This window comes from Amycolatopsis minnesotensis, from assembly GCF_039529815.1.
Classification (GTDB): domain Bacteria; phylum Actinomycetota; class Actinomycetes; order Mycobacteriales; family Pseudonocardiaceae; genus Amycolatopsis; species Amycolatopsis minnesotensis.
Genome location: NZ_BAAANN010000018.1, coordinates 42992 through 58260 on the forward strand (window position 1 = coordinate 42992; position 15269 = coordinate 58260).

At 70.3% G+C, this 15269-nt stretch carries 17 protein-coding genes; 7 read left to right on the top strand and 10 right to left on the bottom strand.

Annotated features, from left to right (window positions below; genetic code table 11):
• Positions 1-49 precede the first annotated feature (49 nt).
• The gene (locus ABD256_RS22695; RefSeq protein ID WP_344422200.1) at positions 50-1051 is read left to right on the top strand and encodes a GlxA family transcriptional regulator; all 1002 of its coding nucleotides are present in this window, start codon (positions 50-52) and stop codon (positions 1049-1051) included.
• Here the strand turns inward: ABD256_RS22695 and ABD256_RS22700 are convergent.
• The 5 genes from ABD256_RS22700 to ABD256_RS22720 all read right to left on the bottom strand — a co-directional run bounded on the left by ABD256_RS22700 (position 1003) and on the right by ABD256_RS22720 (position 5937).
• Positions 1003-2517, bottom strand: coding sequence for an FAD-dependent monooxygenase (locus ABD256_RS22700; RefSeq protein ID WP_344422203.1), 1515 nt, complete (start codon positions 2515-2517; stop codon positions 1003-1005). The genes ABD256_RS22695 and ABD256_RS22700 overlap by 49 nt on opposite strands.
• On the bottom strand, positions 2514-3131 hold the full coding sequence (locus tag ABD256_RS22705; protein ID WP_344422206.1) for a PadR family transcriptional regulator: 618 nt from the start codon (positions 3129-3131) through the stop codon (positions 2514-2516). Before ABD256_RS22705 ends, ABD256_RS22700 begins: the two co-directional genes overlap by 4 nt.
• A 94-nt stretch (positions 3132-3225) precedes the next feature.
• Positions 3226-3696 (bottom strand): SRPBCC family protein, encoded by a 471-nt coding sequence (locus ABD256_RS22710; RefSeq protein WP_344422209.1) that lies wholly within the window; start codon positions 3694-3696, stop codon positions 3226-3228.
• A gap of 25 nt (positions 3697-3721) precedes the next feature.
• The gene (locus tag ABD256_RS22715) at positions 3722-4504 is read right to left on the bottom strand and encodes an ArsR/SmtB family transcription factor (RefSeq protein ID WP_344422212.1); all 783 of its coding nucleotides are present in this window, start codon (positions 4502-4504) and stop codon (positions 3722-3724) included.
• 692 nt (positions 4505-5196) lie between these two features.
• On the bottom strand, positions 5197-5937 hold the full coding sequence (locus ABD256_RS22720) for an SAM-dependent methyltransferase (RefSeq protein ID WP_344422215.1): 741 nt from the start codon (positions 5935-5937) through the stop codon (positions 5197-5199).
• 342 nt (positions 5938-6279) lie between these two features.
• Here ABD256_RS22720 and ABD256_RS22725 point away from each other — a divergent pair, with 342 nt between their 5' ends.
• From ABD256_RS22725 to ABD256_RS22745, 5 genes are all read left to right on the top strand, one after another.
• A complete protein-coding gene (locus tag ABD256_RS22725; protein ID WP_344422218.1) occupies positions 6280-7182 on the top strand; it encodes a nitroreductase/quinone reductase family protein in 903 nt (300 codons plus the stop codon).
• Between the two features lie 48 nt (positions 7183-7230).
• Positions 7231-7797 carry a TetR/AcrR family transcriptional regulator gene (locus ABD256_RS22730; protein WP_344422221.1) on the top strand — a complete coding sequence of 189 codons (567 nt, stop codon included), beginning with the start codon at positions 7231-7233 and terminating at the stop codon, positions 7795-7797.
• Positions 7798-7867: 70 nt separating this feature from the next.
• Complete coding sequence (locus tag ABD256_RS22735; protein ID WP_344422224.1) at positions 7868-8383, top strand: P-loop NTPase family protein; 516 nt, start codon at positions 7868-7870, stop codon at positions 8381-8383.
• Positions 8384-8767: 384 nt separating this feature from the next.
• Complete coding sequence (locus ABD256_RS22740; protein WP_344422227.1) at positions 8768-9136, top strand: hypothetical protein; 369 nt, start codon at positions 8768-8770, stop codon at positions 9134-9136.
• 239 nt (positions 9137-9375) lie between these two features.
• Positions 9376-10410, top strand: coding sequence for a YncE family protein (locus tag ABD256_RS22745; RefSeq protein ID WP_344422230.1), 1035 nt, complete (start codon positions 9376-9378; stop codon positions 10408-10410).
• Here ABD256_RS22745 and ABD256_RS22750 read toward each other — a convergent pair.
• From ABD256_RS22750 to ABD256_RS22760, 3 genes are read right to left on the bottom strand one after another with little or no spacing between them, the layout of a single operon-like run.
• A complete protein-coding gene (locus ABD256_RS22750) occupies positions 10400-11257 on the bottom strand; it encodes an LLM class flavin-dependent oxidoreductase (RefSeq protein ID WP_344422233.1) in 858 nt (285 codons plus the stop codon). The two genes, ABD256_RS22745 and ABD256_RS22750, sit on opposite strands and share 11 nt — an antisense overlap.
• Positions 11258-11300: 43 nt before the next feature.
• A complete protein-coding gene (locus ABD256_RS22755; RefSeq protein WP_344422236.1) occupies positions 11301-12443 on the bottom strand; it encodes a glycosyltransferase in 1143 nt (380 codons plus the stop codon).
• Between the two features lie 46 nt (positions 12444-12489).
• Positions 12490-13044, bottom strand: a complete 555-nt coding sequence (locus ABD256_RS22760; protein WP_344422239.1) for a TetR/AcrR family transcriptional regulator — start codon at positions 13042-13044, stop codon at positions 12490-12492.
• Between the two features lie 51 nt (positions 13045-13095).
• Between ABD256_RS22760 and ABD256_RS22765 the strand changes: the two genes are divergently transcribed.
• Positions 13096-14157, top strand: a complete 1062-nt coding sequence (locus ABD256_RS22765; protein ID WP_344422240.1) for an FAD-dependent monooxygenase — start codon at positions 13096-13098, stop codon at positions 14155-14157.
• Between the two features lie 9 nt (positions 14158-14166).
• Here ABD256_RS22765 and ABD256_RS22770 read toward each other — a convergent pair whose 3' ends face one another.
• Positions 14167-14751, bottom strand: coding sequence for a hydrolase (locus ABD256_RS22770; protein WP_344422243.1), 585 nt, complete (start codon positions 14749-14751; stop codon positions 14167-14169).
• A 37-nt stretch (positions 14752-14788) separates the two neighbouring features.
• A complete protein-coding gene (locus ABD256_RS22775; RefSeq protein ID WP_344422246.1) occupies positions 14789-15229 on the bottom strand; it encodes a MarR family winged helix-turn-helix transcriptional regulator in 441 nt (146 codons plus the stop codon).
• Between the last annotated feature and the right edge of the window lie 40 nt (positions 15230-15269).

The following is a 15269-nucleotide window of genomic DNA, read 5'->3' on the forward strand; positions in this document are numbered from 1 at the left end:
GGACAAGGATTCGAGTGGCCTGATGGACAACATGTGAAAGAATCGAGCCATGACTGCTTTCGTGCGACCCGGACGGCACCGGGTGGCCGTGCTGGCCCGCGACGGCCTGCTGCCGATCGAACTCGGCATCGTGCACCGGCTGTTCGGGCAGGCGGCCGATTCCGCCGGTGAACACCTGTACGAGGTCGTGACCTGCGCACTCGTACCGGGTCCGGTGTCGACGGACGCCGATTTCACGATCGTCGTCGAGCACGGTCCGTCGGCGCTCGGCGAGGCGGACACGGTCGTCGTCCCGGCGTCCCAAGCGGACTACGCGGCGACCGGCGGCGATCTCGGTCCCGAACTGGCAGCGGCCTTCGCGCGCATCCGGCCCGGCACGAGGATCGCGTCGATCTGCACGGGTTCGTTCGTGCTGGCCGCGGCCGGCCTGCTCGACGGGCTGCGCGCGACCACGCACTGGAAGTCGTCCTGCCTCTTCCAGGAGTTGTACCCGCGCGTCGCGGTCGACCCCGACGTGCTCTACACCGACGAGGGCCGCGTGCTGACCTCGGCGGGCGTTGCCTCCGGGATCGACCTGTGCCTGCACATGATCCGGTGCGACCACGGTTCCGCGGTGGCCAACGAGGTCGCGCGCGGGACCGTGGTGTCGCCGCACCGCGAAGGCGGGCAGGCGCAGTTCATCCAGCGGCCGGTGCCCGCACCGGAGGTGGCGTCCACCTCCGCGGCGCGCGCGTGGGCGCTCGACCACCTCGACCGCCCGCTGACCCTGCGCGAGCTGGCGGACCGCGAGTCGATGAGCACCCGCACGTTCACGCGCCGGTTCCGCGAGGAGGTCGGCATGTCGCCGGTGCAATGGCTGACCCGGCAACGGATCGAGCGGGCCCGGCGCCTCCTGGAGGACACCGGGCTGCCGATCGACAAGGTGGCGGAGGACGCCGGGTTCGGCACCGCCGCGTCGCTGCGGCAGCACTTCCAGGCCGCGCTCGGGGTGTCGCCGAGCGCCTACCGCTCGACGTTCCGCTGCCGCGTCACCGACGCCGGCGCGGTGTGACGCCCCGCGCCGTGCCAGCGGTGCAACGCGCGTTCGAGATCCGCACTGTCCTGCTTGGACGGTTCGCCGTGCGCGGCCCAGGCCGTGTGGCCATCGGGCCGGACCAGAACGGCCGACGGGGCGAGACCGGACGCTCCGACGAGCGTGAGCCGATCTTGCCAGCTTTCCGCCTGCGCGAGGAAAGCGCGGTCTTCGGAGCTGTCGACCAGCACCCCGCGCCCGGAAGCGAGCAAGGAAGCCAGCGTAACCTCGCCCTCATCCGTCGACAGTGGAACATCAGGCGCGAGGCGGCCGAGCCACGGGTGCGGGTGCTCCTGGCAGGAGTCCATCGGATAGCGCGTGTCGAGGCCGGTGAGGGTCTCGGTGAACGCCCTGTTCCCGCCGGGATGGTTCGCAACGCGCGTCAACAGTTCGATCAGCGGTGCCAGCCGGTCGTCGGGTTCACCGAGGACGACCTGTGCGCGGGTGCTCGCCAGCAAGTCGACGCCCACCGCGTGCCGCTCGTCGTGGTAGCTCGCGAGCAGTCCGTCCGGGGCGTTCCCGCCGACCGTCGCCGCGAGCTTCCAGCCGAGGTTGAACGCGTCGTCGAGCGCGACGTTGACGCCGATCGCGCCTGCGGGCGGGTGGATGTGCGCGGCGTCGCCGGCGAGGAGCACGCGGCCCTTCACGTATTCCTCGGCCTGTCGCGCCGCGTTGCCGAACCGGGTGAGCCAGCGCGGCGCGCGGAGTTCGACGTGCCGCCCGAGCGCGTCGTCGACCGCGGCCTGGAAGCGGTCCAGCGTCACCGGCTCATCCCGGTCGGCGGGCGGTTCGCGGTCCTCGGTGACGATCCGGACGTAGCCTGGCCGCGGAATCGTGAACACCGGTCCCGTCACCCCGAACGGGAGCGCGCCCTCTTCCGCCAGCTCGACGTCGCCGAGCAGGGTGAAGCGGGTCGATGCGGTGCCGGGAAAGGCGATGCCCGCGCTCTTGCGAACGCCACTGCGCCCGCCGTCGCAGCCCACCACGTACTCGGCGCGAATCCGGTACCCGGCGTTGACGTGCACGGTCACCCCGTCGTCGTCCTGGTCGAGCCCCTCGAAGGCGTGCCCGCGCCGGATGTCGGCACCCGATTTCGCGGCGTGCTCCTCCAGGACTTCCTCGACCCTGGTCTGCGGGATGCCGAGTGAGAACGGATGATCCGTCGCGGTGCCTGCCAGGTTCAGCGTCACCGGGAGCCCGGAGAACGCGGCGTGCCCGACCTGCCAGCCTTCGTCGACGAACCGCCGATCGAGCCCGCGGCGCGCGAGGAGGTCGAGCGCGCGGGCGTTGAGGTTGAACCCGCGGCAGAAATCCGGCCGTTTCGCGTGCCGTTCCAGCACCACGGTGCCGACCCCGGCGAGGCGAAGCTCCGCGGCCAGCAGCAGCCCGGCCGGTCCCGCGCCGACGACCACCACCTGATGCGTCTCCTGTGGACGGTCCGTCATCGCGCTTCCCCCTCGGTCCAGGTAAAGCCCTCTTCGGTGCGTTCGACGACCGGCCAGGCCAGCGAGCCCTCGCGGATCTCCTCGACCGTCGCGCGCGTCCAGTCCAGTTCGGACTCCCACGCGTGGAGCTGGTACTCGACCTCGATCATGAACAGGCGCGGCACGCGGCCACCGCCGACCGTGTCCGCCAGCACGGCTTCGGTCTCTTCGATGCGTTGTGCGAGGTGCTCGGCCCGTTCGGTCAGCGCGCTCGCGGCGCGCTCGGCGCCCAGCGCGCCGAGGTACGACACCGCGGCGACGAACTTCGGGTACTCGGCCACCGGCTCCCGCACCAGCTCGTCGAGCCAGGCGACGAACTCCTCGTGCCCGAGTTCGGTGTGCCGGTAGACCGTCCGCTCCGGGCGCTTCCCGTCCTTCACGGTCTCCTGCGGCTCGATCCACCCGTGCCGGACGAGCGCGCCGATCGTGTCGTACAGCGAGCCCGTGGTGACCTTGAAGCTGCTGCCCTTCCCGCGTTCTCGCAGCGTGGCGGCTATCTCGTAGGGGTGCATCGCGCGCTCGTGCAGCAGTCCCAGCACGGCGAGCGCGAGCGTGTTGGCGATCTTTCTCGGCATGGTCGCTCCCTATTAGTCGGTTCCGACTATACACGGAGCGGCGACACCGAAGGCGGTGTGCGACGCGGACCGGGCGGCCCGCGTCGCACCGGCATCAGGAGACGATGTTGTCCGGGTACCTGTCGTGCACCGCGTCCAGTTCGATGTCGTGTTCGAGCAGTGCCTTCAACGTGCACAACGCGATGGTGAAGCCGCCCGTCGACTCGCAGACATGGCGGACCAGTTCGTCGCCGGTGCCCGTGGCGCCCGTTTCGGTGACTTCGACGAAGGTCGAGCCGCCTTCCTTCGGTGTGAACCGCAGCTCCACCGTCATGGTTTCGTTCCACCGGAACACGATCCGGCGGTCCTCCTCGATCTCGAGCACCTCCACGTCGGCGTGTGCGCCGTACATCTCCCAGTCCCAGCGGACCCGTTCGCCTGCCACCAGTGCACCGCTGCTCCTGGTGAACCAGAACCGCGTGGTGATCGCGGGATCGACGAAGGCCCGGAACGGCTCGTGCGGCGGGCGGCGGATGAGCATCGCCGTGTGCACGGCCGGTGCTTCGGTCAACTCCAAAGTGGACATTTCTTCCCTCCCGTTCGGACGGTGCTCAGGACCGCAGTGCCTTGCCGGTTTCGAGCAGGGTCTTGAGGCTGGCCAGCAACGCGGGCCAGCCCTGCGAGATCATGGTCCGCAACGTGCTTTCCGGCTCGAAGTTCCCGTGCACGACGGTGAGCTTCACCGAACCCTCCCGGGGTTCGATGTCGAAGGAGACCGTGGAGCGGCGCTCGGCGGCCAGTTTCGCGAGCACGTCCTCGTCCACGCCCGCGTTGTCGGCCCATTCCTTCGTGAACGTGTGCCAGGTGTAGACGAGCCGCCGGTACGGCTTGGATTCGAGCACGACCTGCTCGGGATCGCCGGTCTTCCCGTTGTCCGACCAGGTCATGGGCGAGCCCTCGGCCCAGTCGGATTCGATCCCGAGGCCCCAGTACTGCTGGGTGAACGCCGGGTCGGTGAGCGCCTGCCAGAGCCGTTCCGGGGTGGTGTCGATATAGGTGGTGTAGACGAAGTCGTTGCTGCTCAAAGGTTTCTGCTCCAATGCCTGCTTCAGGTCGGCGAGCGCGCGCACCCGCTTCCGGTCGTACTGGTTGATCCAGCGTTCGGCGATGGCGTTGATCGGCTCGGCGTTCACGTAGTGCAGCTTTTCCCTGCCGCGCCAGGCCGTGGTCACCAGATTCGCCGCGGCCAGCACCGCGAGGTGCTTGCTGACGGACTGGCGCGCCATGTCCATGCCCGCGCACAGCTCGCGCAGGGTTTGCCCGCTGTTGGCGTTCAGGCTGTCGAGCAGCAGGCGCCTGCTGGGATCGGCCAGCGCCCGGAACACCTCGTCCACATCCCCGTCCTCACATGCAGCCGTTCGGCTGCCTTTTAAGATAGGCAGCCGGGCGGCTGCATGTCAAACCCTGGTGCCCCGAAGGTGGCCTTCAGGGAATTTGACGCCCCGAAGGTCGCCTTCAGGGCAACGCGGCAGGAAGCACCGAGCAGGAGCGGGCGGAGCGGGGCGCGGATCGGGCCGCGGCGGGTGATCGGGGACCGCGCGAGGCATGCGATCCGGCGGAGCGGGCGATCGGGGCGGAGCCGCGCGACCCCGCCGATTCCCTGAAGGGCACCTTCAAGGAATCTAACGCCGCGAGCTCGCCCCTCGCGGCGCGCGACATGGCGATGCTGATGCCCTGAAGGCGCCCTTCGGGGAATTTGACGCCGCGAAGGCGTCCTTTAGGGCACGGGCGCCGCCCTGCCGCGCGCCGCGAAGGGCGAGATTGGGGCGTCAGATTCTCCGAAGGCGTCCTTGGGGGCATGTGCTGGGGATCTCGCGACTCCCATCTCCTTCTCGCTTCTACGCTGGCGCCCCGAAGAAAGCCTTCAGAGACGCGAATCTCGCGGATCTAGCCTTCACCGGGTCCGCCCTGCTTCAGGCCACACGCCCTGAAGGTGCCCTTGAGGGAATCCGACGCCCCGAAGGCCACCTGCAGGGCATCCGCACCGCACGCGACGTCGATAGCGGAAGCTGCGCTCCCGCGAAGGTCATGACCCCGGCGTGCCGGAAGCTCGTTTGCGGGCGCGGAGCACGGTGTCGCGGACGGTGATTTCCTTGCCTTCGGGGTCGGAAGCGTTGCGCGGCCTCGTTTCGGCGAGGATCTCCCAGGCGTCCGCTTCGAGCGCGCCCGCCAGTTCGTCTGCGGTGTAGTACAGGTCGGGCAGGTTCGGTCGTCCGGCCGAGGTCCGCACGTCGGAGAAGTCGTGGCCGACGATCAGCAGCGTGCCGCCGGGCGCCACGGCGGCGGCGAGCCTGGCGGCCAGCACTCCGCGTTCGGGGTTGGGCAGGTGCATGAACTGGGCCGACACCAGGTCGAACCGGGTTTCCGGTACCCAGGTGAGCAGGTCGGCGTGCACCCAGCGGACGCGGTCGCCGACCGCCGCGGCGTCGGCGTGTGCCTCGGCGCGCCGGAGCGCGGTGGTCGCGAAGTCGATCCCGGTGACCTGCCAGCCCTGCCCGGCGAGCCAGATGGCGTCACCGCCTTCGCCGCAGCCGACGTCGAGCGCCGTGCCGGGCGCGAGATCCGCGACCTCCGTGACGAGTTGCGGGTTCGGCCGTCCGCTCCAGATGGAGTCCCGGCTGCGGTACCGCTCGTCCCACGAGGATTCGTCGAACGGCGGGAGGTCGTGGCCCATGCCGTGCCGCCGGTCCCCGAGCACGCGCTCGGTCGTGTCCCGTTCCAGCTCCGCGGAGAACTGGCCGGGTGTGTTCCGCTGTGTGTCCGTCATGACGCTCCCTCGGTCTCGGTGATCCCCCGGCGCCACGATCCGCCGGTACCGATCGGTGCGGCAAAGTTTGTTGCCGGACCAGCAAAAGGGCGCACTTGCTGGCCGCGGCCGGCGTGCCCGTGTTAGTGTTTTCGGCGAGCCCCGTATGGGCCTACGCATGGAGGTAGCGGCTAACTCAGCCATCACCGAGAACGGCACGATCCGTCTCGCGCAATTCACCGTTCCTGATCGAGGGAACAGTTGCGCTCTTTTCCTGTGCGTTGGCCCCGCGGGGCTCTGTCGTGCCCGTTCACTGGTGTGGTTCCCGCTTCTCCGGCGTCAATTCGACCGGGAAAGGACTACATGACCGAGAATTACCAGGACTTCGACGTGCACGCGTTCCAGCGGCAGGTCATCGCGGAGTTCCGGGACAGCAAGGGCCAGCTCAGCGGCATGTTCGAGGGCTGGTCGCTGGCGGTGCTGACGACCGTCGGCGCCAGGACCGGCCAGCGCAGGGAAAGCATTCTGGGCTACCTGGAAATCGACGGGAAAGCCGTCGTGATCGCCTCGGCGATGGGGTCGCCGAAGAATCCCGACTGGTACCACAACATCCGGCACAATCCGATCGTCACGGTGGAAACCGGCGCCGACACCTATACCGCGATCGCGGCGCTGCCGTCGGGGGAAGAACGGGACAAGCTGTTCGAGAAGGTCGTCGAACAGGAACCCGGATATGGCGAATACCAGGCGAAGACCACTCGTGTGATCCCGGTGGTGGTGCTGCACCGGACCGACCGGGTGAACGGGATGGGCGACTGGCTCAAGGGGGTGCACGACTGGCTGCGCGACGAACTCGCCGAACTGGGCAGGCGGGCGGGCGAACTCGTGAACGGCAGTGCCACGACGATCGCGCGCACGCCACCCGATCTCGGGCACGAGATGCGCACGCACTGCCTCAACTTCTGCACCGCCTTGAAGCGGCACCACACCGGTGAGGACGTCGCGACGTTCCCCATGCTGGCGCGGCAGTTCCCCGCGCTCGCCCCGGCACTGGCGGAGCTGGGACAGCAGCACGAGGTCGTTTCGCGGCTGCAGAACGAGATCCAGCGGCTCGTTGACGGGTACGTGCCGGGGGAGGGCGATCCGGTGCTGCTGCGCGACCGGCTCGCCGCGCTCGCCGCCGAACTGGAACGCCATTTCGACTACGAGGAACGGACGATCGTCACGGCGCTCAACGCGCTGGCGGAGGCGCCGTCCTTCGAGTGACCGGTCGGGGCTGGTGCGCGATACGTACTAGTAGGTACAGTGTGGTCCGTGAGCACGTCGGAGCGCCTGATCGAAAGCACGCGCGAACTCCTGTGGGAGCGCGGGTACGTCGGCACCAGCCCCAAGGCCATCCAGCGGCGCGCCGGAGCCGGGCAGGGCAGCATGTACCACCACTTCGACGGGAAGCCCGACCTGGCGCTCGCCGCGATCACGCGCAGCGCGGACGAACTCCGGGTCGCGGCGGACGCCCAGTTCACCGCGCCCGGCACCGCCGTCGAGCGGATCACCGCCTACCTCCGCCGTGAGCGCGCGGTCCTCAAGGGCTGTCCGGTCGGGCGGCTCACCCAGGACCCGGACGTGATGGCCGACGCCACGCTCCGCCGTCCCGTCGAGGACACCTTCGCGTGGCTGCGCGAGCGGATCGCCGGCGTCCTCACCGAAGGTGTCCAGAGCGGTGAGCTGGCTGCCGGGCTGGATCCCGCGGCCACGGCCGCCACCGTCGTCGCGGTGGTCCAAGGCGGCTACGTGCTCGCGCGCGCCGCCGATTCCACCACCCCGTTCGACCAGGCCGTCGATGGCGTGCTGGGGCTGCTCGCCGCGCAGCCGGCAGGCTGACCACGGGGTCACTGGTCCACAGTGGACAATTCTGGAACTCGCGCGGGGTGGCAGGATCTAGGATCGCCCCATGGCCGATCGCATCCTCGTCTACGGCGTCACCGGGGCGGGTAAGAGCACCATGGCCGCACGGATCGCGGCGCGGACCGGGTTACCGTGGCATTCCGTCGACGACCTGACCTGGGAACCCGGCTGGGTCGAGGTCGCGGCGGAGGAGCAGCGGCGGCGGATTGCGGCCGTGTGCGAAGGCGAGCGCTGGGTGCTCGATTCCGCGTACGGCAAGTGGCTCGACGTGCCGATGGCCAGGGTGCAGCTCATCGTGGCGCTCGACTATCCGAGGTGGCTTTCGCTCGGGCGGCTGGTGCGGCGGACGATCGCGCGCGCCGTGGACCGTCGCGAGGTCTGCAACGGCAATACCGAGAGCCTCGGCCAGATGTTCACCCGCGACTGGATCGTCTGGTGGCACTTCAAGTCGTTCCGCCGCAAACGCGACCGCATGCGGGCCTGGGAAGCGGACCCGGCGGCGCCCGCGGTGATCCGGCTGACCTCGGTGGCGCAGACCCGGCGCTGGCTCGCGGGCCTTTGACCGGGACGGGCCGGTGTGCGTCGGGTGGGACGCAGCACGGCCGGTGAAGCACCGGGCCGTGATTCATTCGAACCGGTGAACCGCGTGTCGATCGACCGTGTTGCGCTCTGCGACGGCGCCCGATGTGGCTCTCTTCGATGGAGTGATGTGAACGCCCGGAAGAATGTTGTGCCCGTGGCGCTCGGCACCGCCTCATCACTCGCCTGAGCAGGTGCCTGCGGCAACCGGGCGGCCCTCGGCGAAAACCGATCGCGCCGCCGGTTCACCGAGGACTGTGGTCCACGCGGTTTTCTCGTGTCACCATCCATTTCGGCTACACCGCAGAATTGCAGAACTCTCCGCAAGATCAATTTCGGGATATTTCCGCGAGTTATGGGAGTCATCATGAAACGCAGAGTTGCCGGCTTGGCCTTCAGCGCCCTTTTCCTGCTCTTCGCCGCGGCTGCCCCGGCGTCCGCCGCCCCGGCCCCCACCGCTTCCCCAGCGTCCGCCGCCAGCCCGGACCGGCCGCGTCCCGGCTGTTTCGGTGCGCGCTACGACATCCTGTTCGGCGAGGCGATCGCGGTGCGCTGCCGTGTCACCGCGGGCGGCGAATACGGCTACCGGGTGGTCGCCCATTGCTCGACCGGCGGCGCCTACTGGTACGCGCTCGGCACGTTCGTTCCGCACGGCTTCGGCCCGTCGGTGGCAAAATGCGAAGGCGGGCTGCTCGCCCGGGCCTTCGTCAGCGGGTACCACGTCATCGGCGGCTGATTTCCGATTTGTGGCTGCCAGTGCGTCGATGCCGCGCTGGCAGCCCGCGCCACGGGTGGCCCATGCCCCGAAGGTGACCCTTGGAGACTGGGACCCTTCAGGGAGTGCGCGGCGGACCCCACCTTGATCTCCATCGGGCATCCTTGAGGGCGCGCGAGCCAAGGCGCCCAGAGGATTGCGTTTGGTGAAAAGAGTCATTGCGAAAAGGGCACTGGAGTTGATCGACGGACGATTCTAGCGTGGACACCAGAGCGGAAGCGAAGGAAAGGTGGTCCGCGATGGTGGAGATGCTGGCGGTGGTCGGTCAGCAGGCGTGCGACGTGCGGTTCTACGACGCGGGTTCGTACGAGCTGGTGGGCAAGGTCGACGTGCCGCCGCAGCCGCACGAAGCGGCCTACGATTCGAAGCGGCGCCTGGTGTACGTCAGCCACACCTACGACTCGGGCTGGTACTTCGAGCACCCCGCCAAGGGACACCTGGTCAGCGTGATCGACGTCGACACCAGGGTCGTGGTGCGGACGATCGACCTGGCACCCGAGAACGGGCCGCACGATCTCCGGCTCGACGACGCGAACGATGTGCTCTACGTCAGCGTGGAGGCCACGGCGACGGAGCCGGGCGCGTTGCTGGCCGTCGATCCCGACACGGGCGAGGTGCGGCGGAGGATCGCGGCCGAGGCGCCGGGCCCGCACTGGTTCGCCATGACCGCGGACGGGAGGCGCGCCTACACCTCCAACAAGGAAGCGCCGTTCCTGTCCGTTGTGGACATCGAGGACGGCCGCATGGCAGGGCGGGTGGAGGTGCCGGGCAGCGAGGGCATCGCCTTCGCGGGCGGCAAGGTGTTCGTGGCGGCGCCAGTGCTGGCGCCGGGCCCGTCGCGCGGCGAGACCGGGCTGCGGGTGATCGACACCGCGACGGACGAGATCGTCGGGACGGTGTGGACCGAGCACCGCATCTCCGCCGTGCACGCGACCGCGGGCGGGCTCGTGCTCGCCGCCGAGATGCGCGCGGAGTGGACGGAAGGTGACATCACGCACCAGAACGGGCTGCTGCACGTGTACGACGCCGCCACCGTCGAGGAGATCGCCACCGTGCCGATCGGGACGGGCGTGCTCACCATCCGGTCCACATCGGACGGTGCGACCGCCTACGTGGCGAACGCGTTCACCGGCACGGTCACCGTCATCGATCTGCGTGCCTTCGAGGCCGTGCACACGATCGAAGCGGGTGCCGGTGCGCACGGCCTCGCCTGGATCCCGGCGGTCACCGGCTAGGCGGGCCCTGCTCGATCCGGCGCAGGATGGGGGTGAGTTCGTCCAGCCCCGGCTCGTCGATGTGCCGCCGTTCGTCCCACCAGGTCGCACCCGCGTCGGCGAGCGGCGCGACCAGGTCGCGCGCGGCGGCGGGGTCGGTGGGGCTGGTACCGCCGACGACGACGTCGAAAGGCTTGCCGTCTTCCCGGTGTTCGCCGAGGTAGGCGACGAGGTCGCGGACCTCGCCGACCGGCGGTGCGTAGCCGTGGTTGGCCGAGGGGAACAGCGGGAAGACGCCGTCCCACCGCGCCGCACGGCGCATCGGGCGGCGGTTCGGCCAGTACCCGGCCACCCACACCGGCACCCTCGGCCGCTGCACTGGCGTCGGCAGCAGCGTGACGTCGTCGACCCGGTAGTGCCTGCCTTGGTGGTTCACCGGTTCGCCGGACCAGTAGCGGTCGAGCAGGTCGAGGCCCTCGTCGAGCATCTCCGCGAGCACCACCGGCTCCGTCGGCTCGCCGAAGCTGCCGAACTCGTCCTCGACGGGCGCGCCGAGCCCGGCGCCGAACACCACCCTGCCGCCGCTCATCTGGTCCAAAGTGGACACCTGGCGGGCGAGCTGGTGCGGCCGCCGCCTCGCCACCGGGGTGACCATCGCGCCGAGCTTGATGCGGCTCGTGGCCAGCGCGGCCGCGGTGAGCAGCATCCACGGGTCGCCGAAGGTGCGCCGTGCGCTCTTCACGTGCACGACGTGGTCCCACAGGAAGAGGCCGTCCCAGCCCGCTTCCTCGGCCGCGGCGGCCACGGATGCGACGGTCCTCGCGTCTGCGAATTCGCCGAAGTTCGGGATGTTCACGGAGAAGCGCATGCCCGCATCCTCCGGTAACGCGTGTTCGCGGGGCAACCCGGTTTCAGCGCGCGAGCCGGTCGAGCACCTCGCGGGGTGACGGCATCGCGGCGATCCGCGCCGCCACGGCGCCCGCCGCTTCCCGGAAGGACCGATCCGCCAAGACGGTGCCGACCGCGTCGCGCACCGCGTCCGCCGACGCTTCCGCGACCACGCCGGCCCCGGCCCGGCCGACCTGGTCCGCCGCGTCGAACTGGTCGGTCGCCAACGGGGTCGTCACCAGCGGCACGCCATGGGCGAGCGCGCCGAGCACGGTGCCCGCGCCCGCGTGGCACACCACCGCGTCGACGTGCGGCAGCAGCCGTTCCTGCGGCACGAAGTGCTCGATGCGCACGTGCGCCGGCTGGGCGCCGAACCGCTCGCGGTCACCGTCGCGGCCGATGGTCGCCACGACGTTGACCCGTTCTTCGCGCAGCGCGCCGATCATCGCTTCGAGCACGCCGGGCCGGGTGTTGTGCGTGGTGCCCGAAGTGACGTACACGGTCCGCTCGTAGGGCAGGCCCGACAGCGCGGGATGCGGTTCTCCCGCGACCGGCACCGCCGCTTCCGGGCGCAGCGGCCACCGGGCCGGGTACTCCCATTCGACGCCGCCGGGGTACAGCGCGTCCGGCCAGATGTCCAGGTACGGCACGTCGTCACGCGGCGGCAGCTCGGCGACCCCGAAGTCCCGCACGATGTCGCCCGCGACTCGCCAGGCGTCGGCCATCAGTGCCGCGGACTTGGGCGGCCCCATCGCGTGCATCGCGTAGGGCACGCCCGCCGCCACCGCGGCCATCATCGCCGCGCGCTCGGCGAGATTGGTGATCACCAGGTCCGGCCGCCAGTCGCGGACGAGGTCGAGCAGGTCGCCGACCCGCCCGGCGGCGCCAATCCCGACCATGTAGTGGGCCATCATGTGGGCGAACTTCTCGTCCTGGGTGAGTCCGTCGAACGTCTCTCGCGGGAACTTCTCGAGGTAGCGGTCGAATGATCCGGCCGTTTCGGCCCCGATCGCGACCGTGCGGACGCCGGGCAGTTCGGCGTGCCGCACCGCGGACGGCCCGGTGACGAACACGATCTCGTGCCCCTCGTCCCTGGCCGCGGCGACCAGCGGCAGCATCGGCGCGATATGGCTGTGACCGGCCCCGGAGGAGAACAACAGGCGCATCCCGCGACGGTACCGGAATCGGGGGCCGCTCCGCTGCCGCGCCAGCTCAGTCCATTGTGGATTCCCGGACGAGTGCGCGGAAACCGGGCGCGGGGTCGAACGGGTCGGCGGGGAAGGTGAGCTGGTGCAGCACGACGCCGTCGAGGTGGCCGATCAGCCGCCGGTACAGCTCGCGCGGCGCGGTGGGGGCGAGCGGGGCCAGCCACTGCTCGCCCCAGTCCAGCACCGCCTCGCGCCCGGCGGCGAGCAGATCCGTCAGCTCGGGCCGCGCCGCCGCTTCGAGGAACAGCGCGAACCGCGCCCTCGTCCGTGCGCGGCCGGGCCCGGCCGCGTGCCGTGCCAGCCCCGCGAGCGCGCTCGCGAGCGCGTCCGCGTCGGCGGGCGGGATCCGGGTGAACCGGTCCCAGTCGGCGCGGTCCAGTTCGACCAGGTGCGCCAGCACACCGCGCACCAGCGCGTCGCGGGTGCGGAAGCAGTTGGACGTGGTCCCGGCGGGCACACCGGCTTCGGTGTCCACCGCCTGGTAGGTCAGCGCGCGCGTGCCGTCGGCGCCGAGGACTTCGACCGCCGCCGCGAGCACCTGATCCCGTCTCCGGCTCATGCGACACTATAAACATAGTGAAAAATACTATGAACGTAGTACCGTGGTGTCATGAACGGACACGCGATCGTCGTCGGCGGTGGTATCGGCGGGCTCGCTGCGGCGGCCCGGCTGCTGGCCCACGACTGGCGGGTGACGGTGCACGAGCGCGCGGCGGCACTGCCCGAGACGGGAACCGCGCTCGGCATCTGGCCGTCCGCGTTGCGGGCGCTCGACGATCTCGGGCTAGGCGAGCGGGCCAGGGATCTCGGTCCCGCGCCGTCGGGCAGCACGTTCCTGCGCGCGGACGGCCGCCGGATCGCTTCGCTCGACGTCGAGGCCATGCGACGGCGTACCGGTGACGCGGTGCGGATGCTGTCGAGGCCCGCGCTGCTGGGGTTGCTCGCGAGCGCGTTGCCGCCCGGCGCGGTGCGGTTCGGCTCGGAGGTTTCGGCGCTCGGCGAACTCGAGGACGCCGATGTCGTGCTCGCCGCGGACGGTCTCGGCAGTGGAATCAGGACGGCGCTGTTCGGCGGGCGGTACCGCGCGAGGTACACCGGCAGCACCGCGTGGCGTGGCAGCGCGGACGGCGCCATCCGCGCGATGACCGAGACCTGGGGCGACGGTTCGCTGTTCGGCAGCACCCCGAGGGACGGCGGGCGCGTCAACTTCTACGCCAGCGCGCTGGCACTGGAGACCGATCGCGCACCCGGTGGCGAGGCCGCCGCGCTCCGCGTCCACTTCGGACATTGGCACCGCGGGGTGCGGGAGGTCCTCGACGGTCTCGACGAAGCTTCGGTGCTCCGCCACGGTCTGTACTACTTGGACCCGCCGTTGCCGGCGTACGTGCGCGGCAGGGTCGCGCTCGTCGGCGACGCCGCGCACGCGATGAGTCCCACGCTCGGCCGCGGCGGCTGCGAAGCCCTGCTGGACGGGGTGTCGGTGGCCGACTGCTTGATCGCGCACTCGACGGTCGAAGCCGCGTTGGCCGCGTACGACGCCCGTCGCCGCGGTCCTACCCAGCGGCTCGCTCGCGCCGCCTCGCTGACGTCCCGCATGGTCCACCTGCGCGGATTCACGACGCTGCGGGACGTCGCGATGAAGGTGGCGTTGCGCTCGGCGCCGCTGGGCTAGGTGTCGCGGTCAGGGCCGGGTTTTCTCGAACAGCTCGACGATTTCGGCCGTGGTCCCGGTTTCGCCGAGGCGGGGGAAGACGCGCTCGATGCTGTTCCGGTGCGCGTCCTCGTTCAGGTCGGTCATCGCGTCGGTGGCGAGTGTGACGTGGTAGCCGTGCTCGTGGGCGGCGCGCGCGGTCGACTCCACGCCGAAGCTGGTGGCGATGCCGGCCAGCACGATCTGCGTGACGCCGCGGCGGCGCAGTTGCACGTCGAGGTCCGTGCCGTGGAAGGCGCCCCAGTTGCGCTTGGTCACGACGATGTCCTCGGGATGCCCCGCGAGTTCGTCGACGATGACGTCCCAGCCTTCGGGCGGTGTTCCGCCGGCGCGGGGGCTCTCGGTGCGGCCGGTCGGGGCGTCCGCACCGTCGGGGGCGAAGGTCACCCGCACCAGCACGACCGTCGCGCCGTGCGCGCGGAAGGTGTCAGCCAACCCGGTCGCCCGCGCCACCACCTCCGCGCCGCTGTACGGCGTAGTCGGCGACCCGGTGATGCCGTTCTGCAGGTCGATGAGCACCAGTGCGGTGTTCGCGTCCACTGTGGTCAGTGCCATGGATTCTCTTTCCCGGTGCAGGGGAGGCCGGCGCTCGTCACGGCTCGGTGATCCGGTAGAGCAGCGCCAGTGCCTCGGTGATGGTCTTGCGTTCGTCGTGCGTGTAACGGTCCTGCAGGGCGCGCGCGAGCCATTCCTCGCGCAGCCGCCGCCAGTCGCGCAGGTCCTTCAGCGCGGCGGCAGTCAGCGAGAGCAACTGCTTGCGCCCATCGTGCGGATCGGGCTGTCGCTCGATCCACCCGCGCTCATCGAGTGCCGCGAGCACGGCGGCCATCGACTGCGGGCGGACCCGCTCCGCGGCGGCGAGATCGCTCGCCGACAAGGGCCCCTCCCGGTCCAGTCTCCTGACCACCGACTCCTGCGAAGGCGTCAGCTCGCCATCGCCCCCGGCTTCCTTCACCCTGCGGCGAAGTCGGCCGATCAGCACCCGCAGGTCGTGTGCGGCCCGCACGGCCGTTTCGGAGACGCGTTCCGGCATGGCACCCACCCTAATTAACTCAGGTGAAACTGTCCAGTTT

What these genes read in the sequence shown, in the direction of transcription:
- ABD256_RS22725 (WP_344422218.1), top strand. Translation starts at nt 6,280, where the DNA reads ATGACCGAGAATTACCAGGACTTCGACGTGCACGCGTTCCAGCGGCAG.
- ABD256_RS22705 (WP_344422206.1), bottom strand. Translation starts at nt 3,131, where the DNA reads ATGCCGAGAAAGATCGCCAACACGCTCGCGCTCGCCGTGCTGGGACTG.
- ABD256_RS22700 (WP_344422203.1), bottom strand. Translation starts at nt 2,517, where the DNA reads ATGACGGACCGTCCACAGGAGACGCATCAGGTGGTGGTCGTCGGCGCG.
- ABD256_RS22755 (WP_344422236.1), bottom strand. Translation starts at nt 12,443, where the DNA reads ATGCGCCTGTTGTTCTCCTCCGGGGCCGGTCACAGCCATATCGCGCCG.
- ABD256_RS22765 (WP_344422240.1), top strand. Translation starts at nt 13,096, where the DNA reads ATGAACGGACACGCGATCGTCGTCGGCGGTGGTATCGGCGGGCTCGCT.
- ABD256_RS22750 (WP_344422233.1), bottom strand. Translation starts at nt 11,257, where the DNA reads ATGCGCTTCTCCGTGAACATCCCGAACTTCGGCGAATTCGCAGACGCG.
- ABD256_RS22740 (WP_344422227.1), top strand. Translation starts at nt 8,768, where the DNA reads ATGAAACGCAGAGTTGCCGGCTTGGCCTTCAGCGCCCTTTTCCTGCTC.
- ABD256_RS22775 (WP_344422246.1), bottom strand. Translation starts at nt 15,229, where the DNA reads ATGCCGGAACGCGTCTCCGAAACGGCCGTGCGGGCCGCACACGACCTG.
- ABD256_RS22760 (WP_344422239.1), bottom strand. Translation starts at nt 13,044, where the DNA reads ATGAGCCGGAGACGGGATCAGGTGCTCGCGGCGGCGGTCGAAGTCCTC.
- ABD256_RS22695 (WP_344422200.1), top strand. Translation starts at nt 50, where the DNA reads ATGACTGCTTTCGTGCGACCCGGACGGCACCGGGTGGCCGTGCTGGCC.
- ABD256_RS22710 (WP_344422209.1), bottom strand. Translation starts at nt 3,696, where the DNA reads ATGTCCACTTTGGAGTTGACCGAAGCACCGGCCGTGCACACGGCGATG.
- ABD256_RS22720 (WP_344422215.1), bottom strand. Translation starts at nt 5,937, where the DNA reads ATGACGGACACACAGCGGAACACACCCGGCCAGTTCTCCGCGGAGCTG.
- ABD256_RS22735 (WP_344422224.1), top strand. Translation starts at nt 7,868, where the DNA reads ATGGCCGATCGCATCCTCGTCTACGGCGTCACCGGGGCGGGTAAGAGC.
- ABD256_RS22770 (WP_344422243.1), bottom strand. Translation starts at nt 14,751, where the DNA reads ATGGCACTGACCACAGTGGACGCGAACACCGCACTGGTGCTCATCGAC.